Here is a 14,677-nt window from a genome sequence, read left to right as displayed (position 1 = left end):
ACGTTCCCGGTAGGAGAAATTGCCGGACGAATGCCTCATAGCCGCATGAATGATTGGGTAATCGAAACCGAAGGCGTCAGCCGCCGCTTTGGCAGCATTCAGGCCGTCGACAGCCTCGACCTGCACGTGCCGAAAGGCGCGGTCGCGGGATTCCTCGGCCCGAACGGGGCCGGCAAGACCACGACGATTCGTATGCTGCTCGGCCTGATACGGCCGCAAGGCGGGTCCATCCGCCTCGGCGGTCACGACATCCACAGCGCACGCCGCAATGCGCTGACGGGAGTCGGATCGCTGGTCGAAACCCCGGCCCACTACCCGCACCTCACCGGCGCGGAGAATCTCGACATCGCCTGTCACATGGCCGGCCTGCCCCGACGGGAGCGTGACCGGGTGCTCGATCTCGTCGGACTCGCCGGCGCGGCAAGAAGACGGGTGAAGGGCTATTCGCTCGGCATGCGCCAGCGCCTCGGCCTCGCCCGCGCCCTGCTCGGCAACCCGAAACTCCTGATTCTCGACGAGCCGACCAATGGCCTCGACCCGTCCGGCATCCACGAGATGCGCACCCTGATCCGCGAAGCGCCGGAACGCTTCGGCGCAACCGTCCTCGTGTCCAGCCACCTGCTGGGCGAGATCGAGCAGACCGCCAACCACGTCGCCCTGATGCACCGTGGCAAGCTGCTCTTCCAGGACACGATCGCCGCCCTCATGGACGCCCATCCCGGCGGCCTGACCATCCGGCTCGACCGTCCGGCTGAAGCCCTGGCGCGCGTTCGGGCCAGCCATGCGGACGCGGCGCAACTCGAAGATGGCATCCGCCTGCCCGGACGCTTCACCGCGGCGGAGCGCGCTACGATCAACCGCGATCTCGTCGAGGCCGGCTTCGCCGTCTCCGACCTGACCTTGGTCAAGCCATCGCTGGAATCCATCTTCCTGGAACGCACCGGCGGCACGGGAGACCTGCAATGATCGGTGTAATGCGCGCGGAGGCGCTGAAACTCAGACGTTCCCTCGCCATCATCGTGATGGGCGTTGCCCCGGTCATGACCTTCATCCTGACCGTGCTGATCCAGCTGTCCGGGGAATCGCCGGGTATCTGGGCCTTCCAGATGATGTCGACCTCGGCGATCTGGGCCTATTTCCTGCTGCCGATGACGGCGACAGGTCTCACCGCCCTCCTCGCCCAGATGGAGCATGGACCGGGTACCTGGTCGCAAATCCTCGCAACCCCCGTCCCGAAATGGCAGGTCTTCACCGGCAAGGTCGTGATGGCGCTCGCCCTGATGGCGATCGTCACGGCGCTGATTTACGTCTCGATCTTCGCGTCGGGCTTTGTGGCGGGCTGGATCAATCCGGCCGAAGCGCTCGAAGGCAGCCCGCCCTGGTGGGACGCGGCTAAGCTGCTCGGCAAGATGTATCTCGCCTCATTCCTGCTGATTGCGGTCCAGCTCGGCGTCGCGCTGCGCTTCAACAGCTTCGCCCTGCCGGTCTCGGTCGGCATCGGCGGAACCTTCGTGGCCGTCGCGGCGACCTCGTCGAAATACGGGATCTTCTTCCCGTGGCTTCTGCCCGTGAACATGCTGGCGAGCGAACCGGAACGCGCCGAATTCGCGCTGATGCTCGGAGGCGTGGGCGGAGCGGCCTTGCTGGCCCTGATCGTGCTCTACCTGTCCCGGCGGGACTGGCACTAGGCGCGGTCAGTCCTTCGGCGCCCCGCCGAAGCGATCCGACCACTCCTCGACCTGCTCGTCGGCGATCTTGGCGAACAGGACGTCCGGCGGCGTGATCGGATGGCCCGACGCGAAGGCCGTCAGCATCGCCTTCGCCTCGTCGTCCGGCCAGTCGCGCTCGGTTGCCCCCACGGCATCGAGAATCTTGGCCGCGGCCTCTGGAATGATCGGCTGCGCCACACGGCCCATGATGGCCGCCAGCGCGATGCCGGTGCGCACACCGACCGCCGCCTTGTCGCGGTCGGTCTTGAAATGCGTCCACGGTTCGGCGCGGGTCAGATACTCATTTCCTGCAGCCCAGAGCGCGCGGGTTTCCGCCGCCGCCTTGCGGTAGTCCATCGCCTCATAGTGCGCAGCGATGGCCTTGAGGCGCGTTTCGACCTCGCCCGCCAGCCAGTCTTCCGCCTGGCTCCAGTCCCCGCCTTCGGGCACCTGCCCGTCGAAGCGGGAATGGGTGAAGCGCAGCAGGCGGTTCACGAAATTGCCCAGCACGTCCGCGAGATCCTTGTTCACCGTCGACTGGAAATGCTCCCAGGTGAATTGCGTGTCCGACCCTTCCGGCGCATTCGCCGTCAGATACCAGCGCCAATAGTCGCCCGGCAGCAGGTCCAGCGCCTGATCCATGAAGACGCCGCGCTTTTCGCTGGTCGAGAATTTCCCGCCATACCAGTTGAGCCAGTTGAACGCCTTCAGCCGGTCGACCGTCTTCCAGTCCTCGCCGGACCCCAGAATGGTCGCCGGGAAACTGACCGTGTGGAAGGCGACATTGTCCTTGCCCATGAACTGGACATAGGTGACGTCATCGGCGCCCTTGCCGGTCTTCCACCAGCTTTCCCAGTCGCCGCCATTCGCCTCGGCCCATTCCGCCGTCGCGCCGATATAGCCGATCGGCGCGTCGAACCAGACATAGAAGACCTTGGTTTCGAAGCCCGGGCGCGGCTTGCCGTTCTTGGTAACCGGGACGCCCCATTTCAGGTCGCGCGTGATCGATCGGTCGCGCAGTCCCTCGTCGAGCCATTTGTAGGCGATCGACTTGGCCAGGGACGGCCAGCCCTCGGCGGCATCGACCCAGGCGCGAAGCTTCTCCTCCATCTGCGTCTGCAGCAGGTAGAGATGCCGGGTCTCGCGCACTTCGAGATTCCGGCTGCCGGAAATCTTCGAATACGGATCCTTCAGATCGGTCGGCTCCAGGAGGCGGCCGCAATTGTCGCACTGGTCGCCGCGCGCGCGCTCGAAACCGCAATGCGGGCAGGTCCCCTCGACATAGCGGTCCGGCAGGAAGCGGTCGTCGTCGATGGAGAAAACCTGCTCGTCGCTGCGTTCCTCGATCAGACCGTTGGCTTCCAGCACTTCGGCAAAATGCTGCGTCAGCGCGTAATTCTGGGGCGAGGAGGTGCGGCCGAAATAATCATAGGACAGCGAGAAGCCCTCGCCCGCCTTCTTCTGGACCTCGTGCTCGCGGTCGCAATAGGTCCGCACGTCGAGCCCGGCTTCTGCGGCGGCGAGTTCGGCTGGCGTGCCGTGCTCGTCCGTGGCGCAGATATAGAGCACCTCGTGGCCCCTGAGGCGCAGATAGCGCGCATAGACATCCGCCGGCAGCATCGACCCGGCCAGATTGCCGAGATGCTTGACGCCGTTGATGTAGGGTAACGCGCTCGTGATCAGGTAGCGGGCCATGTTTTTTCTTCGTCCACGGATTGAGTCGGGTATAGCCTTTCGCCTCCGGCGCGAGTGACGCCGGTGACAGGATGCGGGCGTCTCCTTACCCGCCCGCGGCTGGGGAGGGAACATTCATATGGAATTCTACGGCATCAATATCATTGCCGCGCTGCTCGCCGCGCTCGGCTTCATGGTGGTCGGCTTTCTCTGGTACGGCCCGCTGTTCGGCAAGACGTGGATGAAGCTCCACGGCTGGACCGAGGCCGACTTCAAGGGCCAGAGCATGGCCCCGGTCCTCGTCCAGGGCGTGATCAATGCGCTGATCACCGCCATCGGCATGGCGCTGGTCTTCCATTGGCTGGGCGTGGATTCGGTCGGCGAAGCCCTGCACATCGCCTTCGTCCTGTGGATCGCCTTCTCGGCCACGACACAGGCCCTCGCCTACATCTATGAACGCCAGAAGCTGGGCCTGACGCTGATCCATTTCGGCAATCAGCTCGTCGGATTCCTGCTCGCCGCGACGATTCTCGCGCTGTTCTAGATTGCCTGCCGGAGGCGCTTGCCGCTTGCGGGCGGCGGCGCCTTCGGTCTATTCCGCCAGCCTGACACCAGGGCCGGCTTAGCTCAGCTGGTAGAGCAGCGGTTTTGTAAACCGAAGGTCGGGGGTTCGATTCCCTCAGCCGGCACCATAACCTCGCGTTTCCATGACCGGCCGACAGCACACTCTGGGGCTTGGCAGAGGGCGCGATGACACTCGACGACGCAAAGCAATTCGCCCGCAGGCTGGGTCTCCACCGGATCGAGCTGAAAACCGTCCTCGCCTTTGCGGCGATCGGTCTCGGACTGTGGGTCTTTGCCTCGATTGCCGACGAAGTCATGGAGGGCGAGAGCCATTGGCTCGATGGGGCCATCCTTCTGGCTTTGCGCGAGCCCGGCACGAATGACCCGATCGGTCCGGCCTGGTTCGAATACGCCGTGTCCGACATCACGGCTCTTGGCGGCTATGCCGTGCTGACGCTCCTCGTCGTGCTCAGCACCTTCTACCTGATCCTGCAGCGGCGCGCCGGAACGGCGGCCATGATGGTGGGCGGGATCATCTCGGGCACGTCCCTGGTGTCGCTGTTCAAGCTGTTCTTCGACCGCGACCGGCCCGATCTGGTCGAGCATCTGACGCACGCGACCAGTTCCAGCTTCCCGAGCGGGCATGCCTCGGCGGCGACGCTAACCTATCTCACGCTCGGCCTTCTGCTTGCCAGCGCACAGGAGCGTCGCCGCGCGCGGGTCTTCATCATCACAAGCGCCTTGCTCATCGCCGTCCTCGTCGGGTTCAGCCGGGTTTATCTCGGCGTCCATTGGCCCAGCGACGTGGTGGCCGGGTGGGGATTCGGCGCCTCCTGGGCGGTCGCATGGTGGTTCGCCGCGCGCCTTTTCAGCCGGTGGCGCGACTCGCGAAAAGTCAATTGACGAAAGCCTGCGACATCCGAACCACTGGCCTCGGCCCCGGAACCTTCTAATCTTCGCGGCGATTACCGGGACAAGGGAGATTTGCCATGCGTCACATCCTGCTTCTTACCGCCGCCGCCTTTGCCCTGACCGCCTGTGGCGGCTCCGGCGACAGCGAACCGGCTGCGTCGAACGCGGCCGCGCCTGCCCAGCAGTCCGCTGCGGTAGAGGATCCGGCCCCGGCAACCACCGACACGCCGACCGAAACCGAGGACGCCATCGAGGCGGCCGCCGTCGAAGCCGAGACCGACATGACCGCCGCTCTAGCCGCCCTGCCCGCGCCATACAGCGAGGCCGACCTTGCCAATGGCCGGCGCCAGTTCCGCCGCTGTTCCTCCTGTCACACGATCGCGGAAGACGCGCGCAATCTCGTCGGGCCGAACCTGCACGGCCTGTTTTCGCGTAATGCCGGCGAGGTCGAGGGCTTCAACTATTCGGCGGCGGTTCGCGACTCGGGCATCGAGTGGTCGCCGGAACATCTCGACAGCTGGCTGCAGGACCCGCGCGGCTACATCCCCGGCAACCGGATGAGCTTCGTCGGTCTGCGCGACGCCAACGATCGCCGTGACGTGATCGCCTATCTGATGATCGAGACGGCCGCCGAATAGCCTATTCGGCGGGCACGTCCGCCGCGCCGACCTGCTTTCCCGACTGGCTTTCCAGCTGTTTCGCCACCCAGTTCGGCGTCTTCGTGTAACGCCCGAGGACGCCGTACACGGCCGGAACGATGAACAGGGTGAAGAGCGTCGCAACCAGCACGCCGGTGAAGATCACCACGCCGATCGTGGCGCGGCTTTCCGCCCCCGCCCCGCTCGCCAGCATCAGCGGCAGAGCCCCGATGGCGGTTGAAATGCCGGTCATCAGGATCGGACGCAGACGCGTTTCCGCGGCATTGATCGTCGCCTCGGCGATATCCTGCCCTTCGTCGCGCAACTGGTTGGCGAACTCCACGATGAGGATGCCGTTCTTGGCCGCCAGGCCAATGAGCACGACCAGTCCGATCTGGCTGTAGATGTTCAGCGACGACCCGGCCATGTAGAGGCCGAACAGGCCGCCGGCGATGGCCAGAGGCACGGTCAGCATGATGACGAAGGGTTGGATCAGGCTCTCGAATTGGGCTGCGAGCACCAGGAAGACGATCAGCAATGCCATGGCGAAGGCGAAGAGCGCGGCCTGGTTGGCGTCGAGGAATTCGCGCGCATTGCCGAGGAAGCTGGTCTGGACATTTGCCGGCAGATTGTCGCTGGCATAGGTCTCGAACCATTCCACCGCCTCGCCGAGCGTATAGCCTTCCTCAAGCGTCGCCGAGATCGTGACCGACCGCAGGCGGTTCACCCGCGGACGCTCGGACGGCTCGCCGGCCTCGCGCAGATTGACGAGGTTCGACAGCGGGATCAGCTGCCCGCGGGACGACCGGACATAGAGCGTCTCGAGATCGCTGCGGTCGGATCGTGCCTCGCGGCGGTTCTGCAGGATGATGTCGTAATTCTCGCCCCGGTCGACGAAGAAGCCGACCCGGCGCGAGCCGAGATGCGATTCCAGCGTCCTCCCGATCGTCGCGACCGAAACGCCGAGATCGGCAGCGCGTTCGCGGTCGATATCGACCAGAACGCGCGGCGCGGTCGGCTCGTAGTCGCTCGACATGCGCAGAAGGTTCGGATTGGTCTCGCGCGCCGCCGCGATGATGTCCTCTGCCCAGGCCGCCAGCTCTTCATAGTCGCCGCCGCCGAGCACGAATTCGATGTCGGAATTGCCGCCGCCACCGCCGAGCGCGGAGCGCATCGAGGCGAAGGCGCGCACGCCGGTCAGCTGGCCCAGCCGGCCGTTCAGTTCACCGACGATCGCCTGGCCGTCGCGTTCACGTTCGTCCCACGGCGCGAGCGAGGCGAACATGATCCCGGTGGAATAGCCGCCCCCGCCCCAGCCGGGCACGCGGATCATCGCCCGGGTGATTTCGCCGCTCTCGACATAATCGAGCAGGATTTCCTCGATCTCCGCGGCTTCCTCCGCCGTGTAATCGAAGCCCGCGCCTTCGGGACCGGAGAAAAAGGCAAAGAAGGCGCCGCGGTCCTCGGTCGGGACAAGCTCACCCGGGATCTTGGTCAGGAAGAATCCGGACCCGGCAATCGCGACCAGCAGGATCGGCAGAACCGTCCACGGCCGGCCCATCACCACGCCCAGCGAATTGCGATAGGAGCGGCGCATCGCCTGCACCGCGTCATCGGTCCACTTGGCGATACCCTTGGTCTTGGTCGCCGGCACCACCAGCTTCGACGCCATCATCGGTGACAGGGTCAGAGCCACGAAGCTCGACAGGATCACCGCGCCCGAGACCGTGATCGCCAGCTCCACGAAGATCCGGCCGATCAGACCGGGCAGGAAGATAAGCGGCACGAAGACCGAGACGACCACCGCCGTCGTCGCAATCACGGCGAAGAAGACCTGACGGCCGCCCAGAAGAGCCGCGAGCTGGCGCGGCTCGCCGAGGTCGGCGCGCCGCTGGATATTCTCCAGCACCACGATGGAGTCGTCGACCACCAGACCGATCGACAGAACCAGGGCGAGCAGGGTCAGCGTATTGATGGAGAAGCCGAAGGCGGCGAGAATCCCGAACGTCCCGATCAGGCAGACCGGCACGACCAGTGCCGGGATCAGCGCCGCGCGGAACGACCCCAGGAAAAGATAGATCACCGCGATCACCAGCAGGGCGGCAACGATCAGCGTGCGCCACACCTCGGCGATCGATTCCTCGATGAAGACGGTGGAATCGAAGGCCGAAACCATGGTCATGCCTTCCGGCAGGCCCGGCGTCAGGGCTTCGACCTCCGCGCGGACGGCGGCCGCCACGGCAATGTCATTGGCCTGGCTCTGACGCACAATGCCGAGACCGACCTGGGTCACGCCATTGCCGCGGAAAAGCGACCGGGTTTCGGCCGCCGTCAGCTCGACATCGGCGACTTCGCCAAGGCGGATGACGTGGCCCTGGTCCGAAGCCCCGATCGGCAGGCGGCGGAAATCCTCCGGCGACTGGTAGCTGCGTTCGACGCGAACCGTGAGATCGACTTCCGCAGCCTCAAGCGAGCCGCCCGGCAATTCGATATTCTGGGCGCGCAGAGCGGTCTCGATATCCTCGACCGTCAGGCCGCGCGCGGCGAGTTGTTGCGGGTCGAGCCAGATCCGGATCGCGTAGCGGCGATCGCCGCCGATCATCACCTGCGATACGCCATCGAGCACCGAGAAACGGTCGACGACATAGCGCTGCGCGTAGTCGGTCAGTTCTTCGACAGACAGGCGTTCGGATGCGAGGCTGTACCAGATGATCGGCCGGGCATCGGCGTCCTGCTTGCGCACCCGCGGCGGATCGATTTCCAGCGGCAGACGGCCCTGTGCACGGGAGACGGCGTCGCGCACGTCATTGGCGGCGGCCTCGATATCGCGGTCGAGCGTGAAGGTGACATCGATATCGGCTTCGCCGTCCTGGCTCGTCGAGGTGATCAATTCGACCCCTTCGATGCCGGAGAGCTGGTCTTCGATCACCTGCGTCACGCGGTTCTCGACGACTTCCGCATTGGCACCGGGATACTGGACGTCCACCGAAACGACCGGGCGGTCGACATCGGGAAGCTCGCGCAGCGGCAGATTGCGATAGCCCAGCAGGCCGAACACCACGATCAGTGCACTGACCACCCCGGCCAGAACCGGGCGTTTGACGGCAATATCGGAAAGCGTCATGGCGCAGTCCCCACAGCGATCGCGCCTGTGGGCTGCCACTGGCGCGTGACCTGAACCGGCGCGCCTGGACGGACGCGGTGCGTGCCTTCAGAAACGACACGCTCACCGGGCTGGAGGCCCGAAATCACCTCGATCAACACGCCCGAGCGGACACCCAATTCGACATTGCGCGCTTCGAGAACCGGCGGGTCGCCCTCGGGGACGACATAGACGAAGGCCTGTTCGCTGCGGCGCATCACCGCGGTTTCCGGAATCGCCGGGTGTTCGCGCACATCGCGGCGGACCTCGATGGTCAGCAGCATTCCCGGAACCAGCCGGCCATCCTCATTGTCGATTTCGGCCCGCACCGTGACGGCCCGTGTCACCGGATCAATCCGCGAATCCACATTGGTGATCACCCCGTCGAAGGTTGCCCCCGGAAAGGCGTCGGACTGGGCGGCGACGTCCAGCCCGGGCGACATCACGGACAGGAAGCGCTCCGGCACGGTGAAATCGAGCTTGATCCGGGACACGTCGTCGAGTGTGGCAATGATGTCCCCCGGACCGACCAGCTCACCGGCCGACACATTGCGCAGGCCGACCACACCGTCGAACGGGGCCCGGATGATCCGGTTGGCGAGGCGCGCCTCGACGGCACGCACCCGGGCGGTCGCGCGATCGAGCGCCGCCTGGGTTTCCTGAACGCGCTGCGTCGGCGCAATGCCGCGCTCCGCCAGATCCTGAAAGCGTTCCTGCTCCTGGCGGGCTTCGCGCTCCGTCGCACGCGCCTCGTTCAGCGCGGCATATTCTTCGCCGCCCGCCTGCTCCACGAGAATCTGGCCCGCTGTCACGCGGTCGCCGGATTCAAAGGCGATACGGCCAATGATTTCACTGACCTGCGGGGAGATGGTGACCTGTTCATTGGCGCGCGCCGTTCCGATCGCCTCGAGCGTATCGGCAAACGTTGCGGTCGTGACCTCGGCCACCTCGACAGGCTGGGTTCCGCCGCCTGCGTAACTCTGTTCGGGCTCTCGCGTCAGTTCGCGCACGGCCACGGCGCCGGCCATCACCACGAAGATGGCCAGAGCGACAATCAGGAAAACGGCTTTGCGCATATCAGAAATCTACCCTTCGCATTGCCGCAGCATTTAGACCTCGGGCGCGCGGCGGCAAAGGCCTTTCAGGAACAAGTGCATTTCCGAGGTTCAGAAACGCCGCCACCAGGAGACGAGTATCGCCTCCTCGGCAATGGCGTTTCGTCCCGCTGGCGTGGCGATCAGCCCGGCCTGCAGCGTACCGCTTTCAAATTCCCAGGCTGCTGAAATCTGCAGCTTGTGCTGTGCGAATTCGCGCCGTCCCGGGACGATCTCGCCGACGCTCCAGGTCGAGAAGGATTGCGCCATGAACAGGAGTTGCGGCCTCGGCCGCCATCCCGCGGTCAGATCGAGCCTGACTTCATTGGGGTCCGGTGTTTCGCGCCAGCGACACGCAAGCTGCGCGTCGAAGAAGCTGTTCCGGCTTGCGGAATATCCGGCCAGGACCCGCATTTCACCGCCGAAACCGCCCTCTCCGAGGGGCAGGTCGGCGATATTCTCCGCTTCGCCCGGCAGCAGCACGACGCCCTGGATCGAGATCACGCCGCCGCCGCGCCGCCAGGCGGCGTAGCGCACGCCGGCCTCGCTCGACGCGAAGCCGTTCGCGCTGTCGACCAGACCGGCGTCGATTCTTGTGACGTCCTGCCAAGCCACCCGGCCGACCAGCGTGAACCGGTCCGTCAGCCCGTATTCGACGAAAAAGGCACTCTCGCGCTTGCGGTAATCGCCGCCCTCCCGGCGGTCGGACGTATCGTCAAACCAGGCCGTCGCCCGGTCGAACAGCGCGGTCGTGATGATCAGCCCTTCACCCTTGTCGAGCGGCCACGCCCCGGCAAAGGCCGGGGCGCCGGTCAGACCAAGGGAAACGGCAGCAGCTAGGTATCGAAGCCCGGAGACTCGCGGCGAACTCGGTCGAGCAGCGCCGCCCAGGCGATTTCGAGGAAGAATTCGTTGAGAATACCCTCCTCGCCCTGCTTGTAGACGCGGTCCTGCATCGCCTTGTCCCAATGGATCAGCTCCGCCCCACCCGACTGAGCCATTGTCTGAATCTTGCACGCACGTTCAAGTAGATAAATTCTGAGATACGCTTGGAACGGGTGCGCACCGACCGACAGCGTACCGTGATTGCGCAGGATCATCAGATGCTTGTCGCCGAGATCGGCGACGATGCGCGGCTTCTCGTCCTCGACCAGCGCGAGCCCCTCATAGTCGTGATAGGCCACGTCGCTCATGATGTTCATGGCGAGCTGGGAGATCGGCAGGAGGCCGCCCTTCTGCGCCGCCACGGCCACGCCCGCATCGGTGTGCAAATGCATGGCGACCGTCACGTCATGCCGCGCCGTGTGGATCGTGGAGTGGATGGTGAAGCCGGCCGGATTGATGCCGTAGCGCGAAGGCGGCAGCACATTGCCGTCCAGATCGACCTTCACGAGGTTTGATGCCGTGACGTCTTCGTAGAGCAGGCCGAACGGATTGAGCAGGAAATGCTCGGCCGGACCCGGCACCCGCATCGAGATGTGGGTGAAGAACAGATCGTCCCAGCCGTGCATGCGCACGAGGCGGTAGAGCGCTGCAAGGTCGCAGCGCGCCTTCCATTCCTCTTCCGTGACGAGGGATTTCACCGATGCCTGTTGGTCGTCCATGACCGTCTCCCCGGATGTTCCGCGTTTTTGCTGAACGCTGTTCACTGTGAAGAATTGCGCATCGGGGCGGGGTCCGTCAAACGTCGCGCGCCAGTCTCAGGCCCGAAAACTGCCACCGGGCGTTCGGTGGGAAGAAATTCCGGTAGGTCCGCCGGACATGGCCCTCCGGCGTGGCGCAGCTACCCCCGCGCAACACGTACTGACCGCACATGAATTTGCCATTGTATTCGCCGACCGCACCTTCCGGCGCGCGGAAGCCGGGATAGGGCGCATAGTCCGACCGCGTCCACTCCCAGACGCCGCCGAACATCTGGCGCAGCCCCGGTCCGGCGACGCCGGCAGGGTGCGTCGAAACGCCCGGGTCGAGGAAACGGCCCGGCTGGCCGGCCTTGCTGGCAGCATGTTCCCATTCCGCCTCGGTCGGCAGACGGTAGCCGGTCCACTCGGCAAAGGCGTTCGCCTCGTAGAAATCGAGATGGCTGACCGGGGCGTCCGGATCGATCTCCTGCGCGCCGTGCAGGGTGAACTCGAACCATTTCCCGTCCTGCTCACGCCAGTAAAGCGGCGCGCGGCGGCGATCTTCCTGGGTCCGCGCCCATCCGTCCGACAGCCACAAGGTCGCCGTCTCGTAACCGCCATCGGCAATGAATTCGGCATACTCCCGGTTCGTTACGGGATGATCGGCGAGCCCGAACGGTTCGAGCCAGATCTTGTGACGCGGCCCCTCATTGTCGAAGGCGAACTCGGCGCCGTCATATCCGACCTCGAACAGTCCGCCTTCGAAATCGACGAAGGACGTCTCGGCGATCCCGGCCGATCCCGGCAGAGGGGCCGGATAGGCCGCCGGTCCGAACGGGTGACGTGACAGCACGTGCTTGATGTCGGTGACCAGCAATTCCTGGTGCTGTTGCTCGTGCGCGATGCCGAGCTGGACGATGCCGATTGTCTTCGCGATCTCCTGATCATTGGCTGCCGACAGGAAGTCGGCGACCGCCTGGTCGACATGGCGCCGATAGTCGCCGATCTCGGCGCAGGAGGGCCGTGTCAGAAATCCGCGCTCCGGCCGAGGGTGACGCTCCCCCACCTGCTCGTAGTACGAGTTGAAGAGGTAGCAAAAACCCTCGTCGAAAACGCGGTAGTCCGGCCGGTTCGGTCCCAGCAGGAAAGTCTCCCAGAACCAAGTCGTATGCGCCCGGTGCCACTTCGTCGGGCTGACATCGGGCATGGTCTGTACGCACTGGTCTTCCGCACTCAACGGATCCGACAGGGCTTCGGTCGCCTGCCGCGTTCGTTCGAACGCCGTCAGCAGGGCCGTTCGCGCATCGTTGAAATCTTTCGCCATTCTTCCTGTCCTGCCGTCGCATTAATCAGTGAGAAACCATAAGGATTCACGAATGATTCGTGCGTATCCGCACGAAGGGCTCATTCGGGGGGCTGCCGTGAGCGGCATGATGACTGCGCTATCGAGTCTGGCCCGGGTCAAGGATCCGGCAAGCCGTGCGCAACTGGCACTGGGCGTGACTGATATCTGCGCTGCCTCCCCTCTTTCGCGCCGCGCCGAACCGATTGCCGATGAACTCCTTCTGACGCTCGCCCGAAAGGCGGAGCAGCGCGTCCGCATGGCGATGGCCGCGCGCCTTGCCGACTGCGCCTGGGCGCCCCACGAAGTCGTTCGCTTTCTCGCTTTCGATGCTCCAGCCGTCGCTGAACCTATCATTGCACGTTCGGTCCGGTTGACGGAAGGCGACCTCGTCCGGCTCGCCGATGAAGGCACGCGCGACCATCGCGTCCTGATCGCGAACCGGCCGAATATCACGATCGCCATTACCTCCGCCCTGTCGCGGCATTCCGAGATCGTCGTCATGCGCGCACTCGCCGCCAATACGACGGCCTCCCTGTCCGAACTGGCCTGCGAGACGCTCTCGGCCTGCGCACGGACTGACGCCATTCTGGCCCGCACCCTGAGCACGCGGCCCGACCTTCCAGAGATCCTCGCCGGCGAGATTGCCACCCATATCGCCGACGCTCTGGAAGACGAGCTCGTCGATGAATTCGGCAATGGCATTCAGCTTGATAACGCGGTGAAGCACGACACGGTTGCCTCTGCCATCGCAGACGATGACGACACGCTCGCACGCAAACTGGTCGAGAAACTCGTGGCGGCGGGAACGCTGAACGGAACCTTCGCCCTGCGATCCCTGACCGAAGGCAATGACGCGCTGTTCGACTATTCGATTGCCTCGCTTTGCACGATCTCGGCGACGCAATGGCGCAAGGCGCTCGCCGCCGGCGGGGTGCGTGCTGCGGCCCTCGCCTGCCGCTCGGCCCGGATCGACCGCAGCGTCTTCCCGACCATCCTGCGCGGCCTGCAACGCTCGGGGCGCATCCAGAGCGAACTCGGCGAGGATGCGATGACGGGCGCCGCGAAAGTGTTCGCGAACTACACCGTCGGCAGCGCACACGACGCCTTGCGCCGTCTCGCCGACAGCGTTTGAATGACCGCCAGTCAACGGCGGCCACAATGACTTCCAGCACCGAAAAGCCTTTGAAGCTGACCTTCATCGCCAGCCCGCGCCCGGCCGCGCAGGCCGCGTGCGACACGCTGACGGCACGCTATGGCCAGGCAGACCTCGCCGAGGCGGACATGATCGTCGCACTCGGCGGTGACGGGACGATGCTGGAAGCGCTGCACAAGTCGATGAAGCGCGGCCTGCCGGTCTTCGGCATGAATTTCGGCTCGGTCGGCTTCCTGATGAACGATTTCGCCGAGGACGACCTCCAGACGCGCCTGCGTGCCGCTGAACCGGCGCAAATCCATCCGCTGAAGGCGCGCGGCGAACGGATCGACGGGCACAGCTTCGAGGCGCTCGCCATCAACGAAGTCTCTCTCCTCCGGGAGAAGCGGCACACCGCCAAGATACGCATCTCGGTGGACGGGCGCGTCCGCCTCGAGGAATTGGCGGCCGACGGCGTGATGGTCGCTACCCCGGCCGGCTCGACCGCCTACAACGCGTCCGCCCACGGACCGATCCTCCCGCTAAGCTCCAGCGTGCTCGCCCTGACGCCGATTTCCGCCTTCCGCCCCCGGCGCTGGCGCGGTGCCTTGATCGGCAATGACAGCAAGGTCCGTTTCGACGTGATCGACGCCGAACTGCGACCGGTTTCCGCGGTCGCGGATTCCCGCGAGTTCCGGGAAGTCGCTTGGGTCGAGGTCGAAACCGACAAGGACCACACGCTGACCATGCTGTTCGACCCGGGCCGCCCGCTCGGCGAACGCATCCTGATCGAGCAGTTCCAGACCTGATTCCGGTTTAGCCGCCCGTTAAGCATCCTCCTCTAT

General features: G+C 65.1%; 12 protein-coding genes and 1 tRNA gene. 8 read left to right on the top strand and 5 right to left on the bottom strand.

Annotated features, from left to right (window positions below; translation table 11 throughout):
* Positions 1-45 precede the first annotated feature (45 nt).
* Together L5876_RS06320 and L5876_RS06315 are read left to right on the top strand one after the other, a co-directional pair.
* Complete coding sequence (locus tag L5876_RS06320) at positions 46-966, top strand: ABC transporter ATP-binding protein (protein WP_236955301.1); 921 nt, start codon at positions 46-48, stop codon at positions 964-966.
* On the top strand, positions 963-1,688 hold the full coding sequence (locus L5876_RS06315; protein ID WP_236955300.1) for an ABC transporter permease: 726 nt from the start codon (positions 963-965) through the stop codon (positions 1,686-1,688). Before L5876_RS06320 ends, L5876_RS06315 begins: the two co-directional genes overlap by 4 nt.
* Positions 1,689-1,694: 6 nt before the next feature.
* Here the strand turns inward: L5876_RS06315 and metG are convergent, their stop codons facing one another.
* On the bottom strand, positions 1,695-3,404 hold the full coding sequence (gene metG, locus L5876_RS06310; RefSeq protein WP_236955299.1) for a methionine--tRNA ligase: 1,710 nt from the start codon (positions 3,402-3,404) through the stop codon (positions 1,695-1,697).
* Positions 3,405-3,522: 118 nt separating this feature from the next.
* Here metG and L5876_RS06305 point away from each other — a divergent pair, with 118 nt between their 5' ends.
* The 4 genes from L5876_RS06305 to L5876_RS06290 all read left to right on the top strand — a co-directional run bounded on the left by L5876_RS06305 (position 3,523) and on the right by L5876_RS06290 (position 5,497).
* Entirely contained in the window at positions 3,523-3,927 is a 405-nt protein-coding gene (locus tag L5876_RS06305; protein ID WP_236955297.1) for a DUF1761 domain-containing protein, read from the top strand.
* Positions 3,928-3,999: 72 nt separating this feature from the next.
* Positions 4,000-4,075: transfer RNA gene (locus L5876_RS06300), tRNA-Thr, on the top strand.
* Positions 4,076-4,133: 58 nt separating this feature from the next.
* Positions 4,134-4,850, top strand: a complete 717-nt coding sequence (locus L5876_RS06295; protein WP_236955296.1) for a phosphatase PAP2 family protein — start codon at positions 4,134-4,136, stop codon at positions 4,848-4,850.
* Between the two features lie 86 nt (positions 4,851-4,936).
* On the top strand, positions 4,937-5,497 hold the full coding sequence (locus L5876_RS06290; RefSeq protein ID WP_236955294.1) for a cytochrome c family protein: 561 nt from the start codon (positions 4,937-4,939) through the stop codon (positions 5,495-5,497).
* 1 nt (position 5,498) lies between these two features.
* Here L5876_RS06290 and L5876_RS06285 read toward each other — a convergent pair whose 3' ends face one another.
* From L5876_RS06285 to egtB, 4 genes are all read right to left on the bottom strand, one after another.
* Positions 5,499-8,621: an efflux RND transporter permease subunit gene (locus L5876_RS06285; RefSeq protein ID WP_236955292.1), complete on the bottom strand. Its 3,123-nt coding sequence runs from the start codon at positions 8,619-8,621 to the stop codon at positions 5,499-5,501.
* The gene (locus tag L5876_RS06280; RefSeq protein WP_236955290.1) at positions 8,618-9,715 is read right to left on the bottom strand and encodes an efflux RND transporter periplasmic adaptor subunit; all 1,098 of its coding nucleotides are present in this window, start codon (positions 9,713-9,715) and stop codon (positions 8,618-8,620) included. Before L5876_RS06280 ends, L5876_RS06285 begins: the two co-directional genes overlap by 4 nt.
* A gap of 854 nt (positions 9,716-10,569) precedes the next feature.
* Positions 10,570-11,337: a class II aldolase/adducin family protein gene (locus L5876_RS06275; RefSeq protein WP_236955289.1), complete on the bottom strand. Its 768-nt coding sequence runs from the start codon at positions 11,335-11,337 to the stop codon at positions 10,570-10,572.
* A gap of 76 nt (positions 11,338-11,413) precedes the next feature.
* Complete coding sequence (gene egtB, locus L5876_RS06270; protein ID WP_236955288.1) at positions 11,414-12,679, bottom strand: ergothioneine biosynthesis protein EgtB; 1,266 nt, start codon at positions 12,677-12,679, stop codon at positions 11,414-11,416.
* 106 nt (positions 12,680-12,785) lie between these two features.
* Here egtB and L5876_RS06265 point away from each other — a divergent pair, with 106 nt between their 5' ends.
* Both L5876_RS06265 and L5876_RS06260 read left to right on the top strand, forming a co-directional pair.
* Positions 12,786-13,832, top strand: coding sequence for a DUF2336 domain-containing protein (locus L5876_RS06265; protein ID WP_236955368.1), 1,047 nt, complete (start codon positions 12,786-12,788; stop codon positions 13,830-13,832).
* A gap of 26 nt (positions 13,833-13,858) precedes the next feature.
* On the top strand, positions 13,859-14,641 hold the full coding sequence (locus tag L5876_RS06260; protein WP_236955287.1) for an NAD kinase: 783 nt from the start codon (positions 13,859-13,861) through the stop codon (positions 14,639-14,641).
* The last annotated feature ends 36 nt before the right edge of the window (positions 14,642-14,677 follow it).

This window comes from Hyphobacterium sp. SN044, assembly GCF_021864465.1.
GTDB lineage: Bacteria > Pseudomonadota > Alphaproteobacteria > Caulobacterales > Maricaulaceae > Hyphobacterium.
This window is presented reverse-complemented; position numbering and strand designations above follow the sequence as displayed.

What these genes read in the sequence shown, in the direction of transcription:
- L5876_RS06285 (WP_236955292.1), bottom strand. Translation starts at nt 8,621, where the DNA reads ATGACGCTTTCCGATATTGCCGTCAAACGCCCGGTTCTGGCCGGGGTG.
- L5876_RS06295 (WP_236955296.1), top strand. Translation starts at nt 4,134, where the DNA reads ATGACACTCGACGACGCAAAGCAATTCGCCCGCAGGCTGGGTCTCCAC.
- metG (WP_236955299.1), bottom strand. Translation starts at nt 3,404, where the DNA reads ATGGCCCGCTACCTGATCACGAGCGCGTTACCCTACATCAACGGCGTC.
- L5876_RS06290 (WP_236955294.1), top strand. Translation starts at nt 4,937, where the DNA reads ATGCGTCACATCCTGCTTCTTACCGCCGCCGCCTTTGCCCTGACCGCC.
- egtB (WP_236955288.1), bottom strand. Translation starts at nt 12,679, where the DNA reads ATGGCGAAAGATTTCAACGATGCGCGAACGGCCCTGCTGACGGCGTTC.
- L5876_RS06305 (WP_236955297.1), top strand. Translation starts at nt 3,523, where the DNA reads ATGGAATTCTACGGCATCAATATCATTGCCGCGCTGCTCGCCGCGCTC.
- L5876_RS06280 (WP_236955290.1), bottom strand. Translation starts at nt 9,715, where the DNA reads ATGCGCAAAGCCGTTTTCCTGATTGTCGCTCTGGCCATCTTCGTGGTG.
- L5876_RS06265 (WP_236955368.1), top strand. Translation starts at nt 12,786, where the DNA reads ATGATGACTGCGCTATCGAGTCTGGCCCGGGTCAAGGATCCGGCAAGC.
- L5876_RS06315 (WP_236955300.1), top strand. Translation starts at nt 963, where the DNA reads ATGATCGGTGTAATGCGCGCGGAGGCGCTGAAACTCAGACGTTCCCTC.
- L5876_RS06260 (WP_236955287.1), top strand. Translation starts at nt 13,859, where the DNA reads ATGACTTCCAGCACCGAAAAGCCTTTGAAGCTGACCTTCATCGCCAGC.
- L5876_RS06320 (WP_236955301.1), top strand. Translation starts at nt 46, where the DNA reads ATGAATGATTGGGTAATCGAAACCGAAGGCGTCAGCCGCCGCTTTGGC.
- L5876_RS06275 (WP_236955289.1), bottom strand. Translation starts at nt 11,337, where the DNA reads ATGGACGACCAACAGGCATCGGTGAAATCCCTCGTCACGGAAGAGGAA.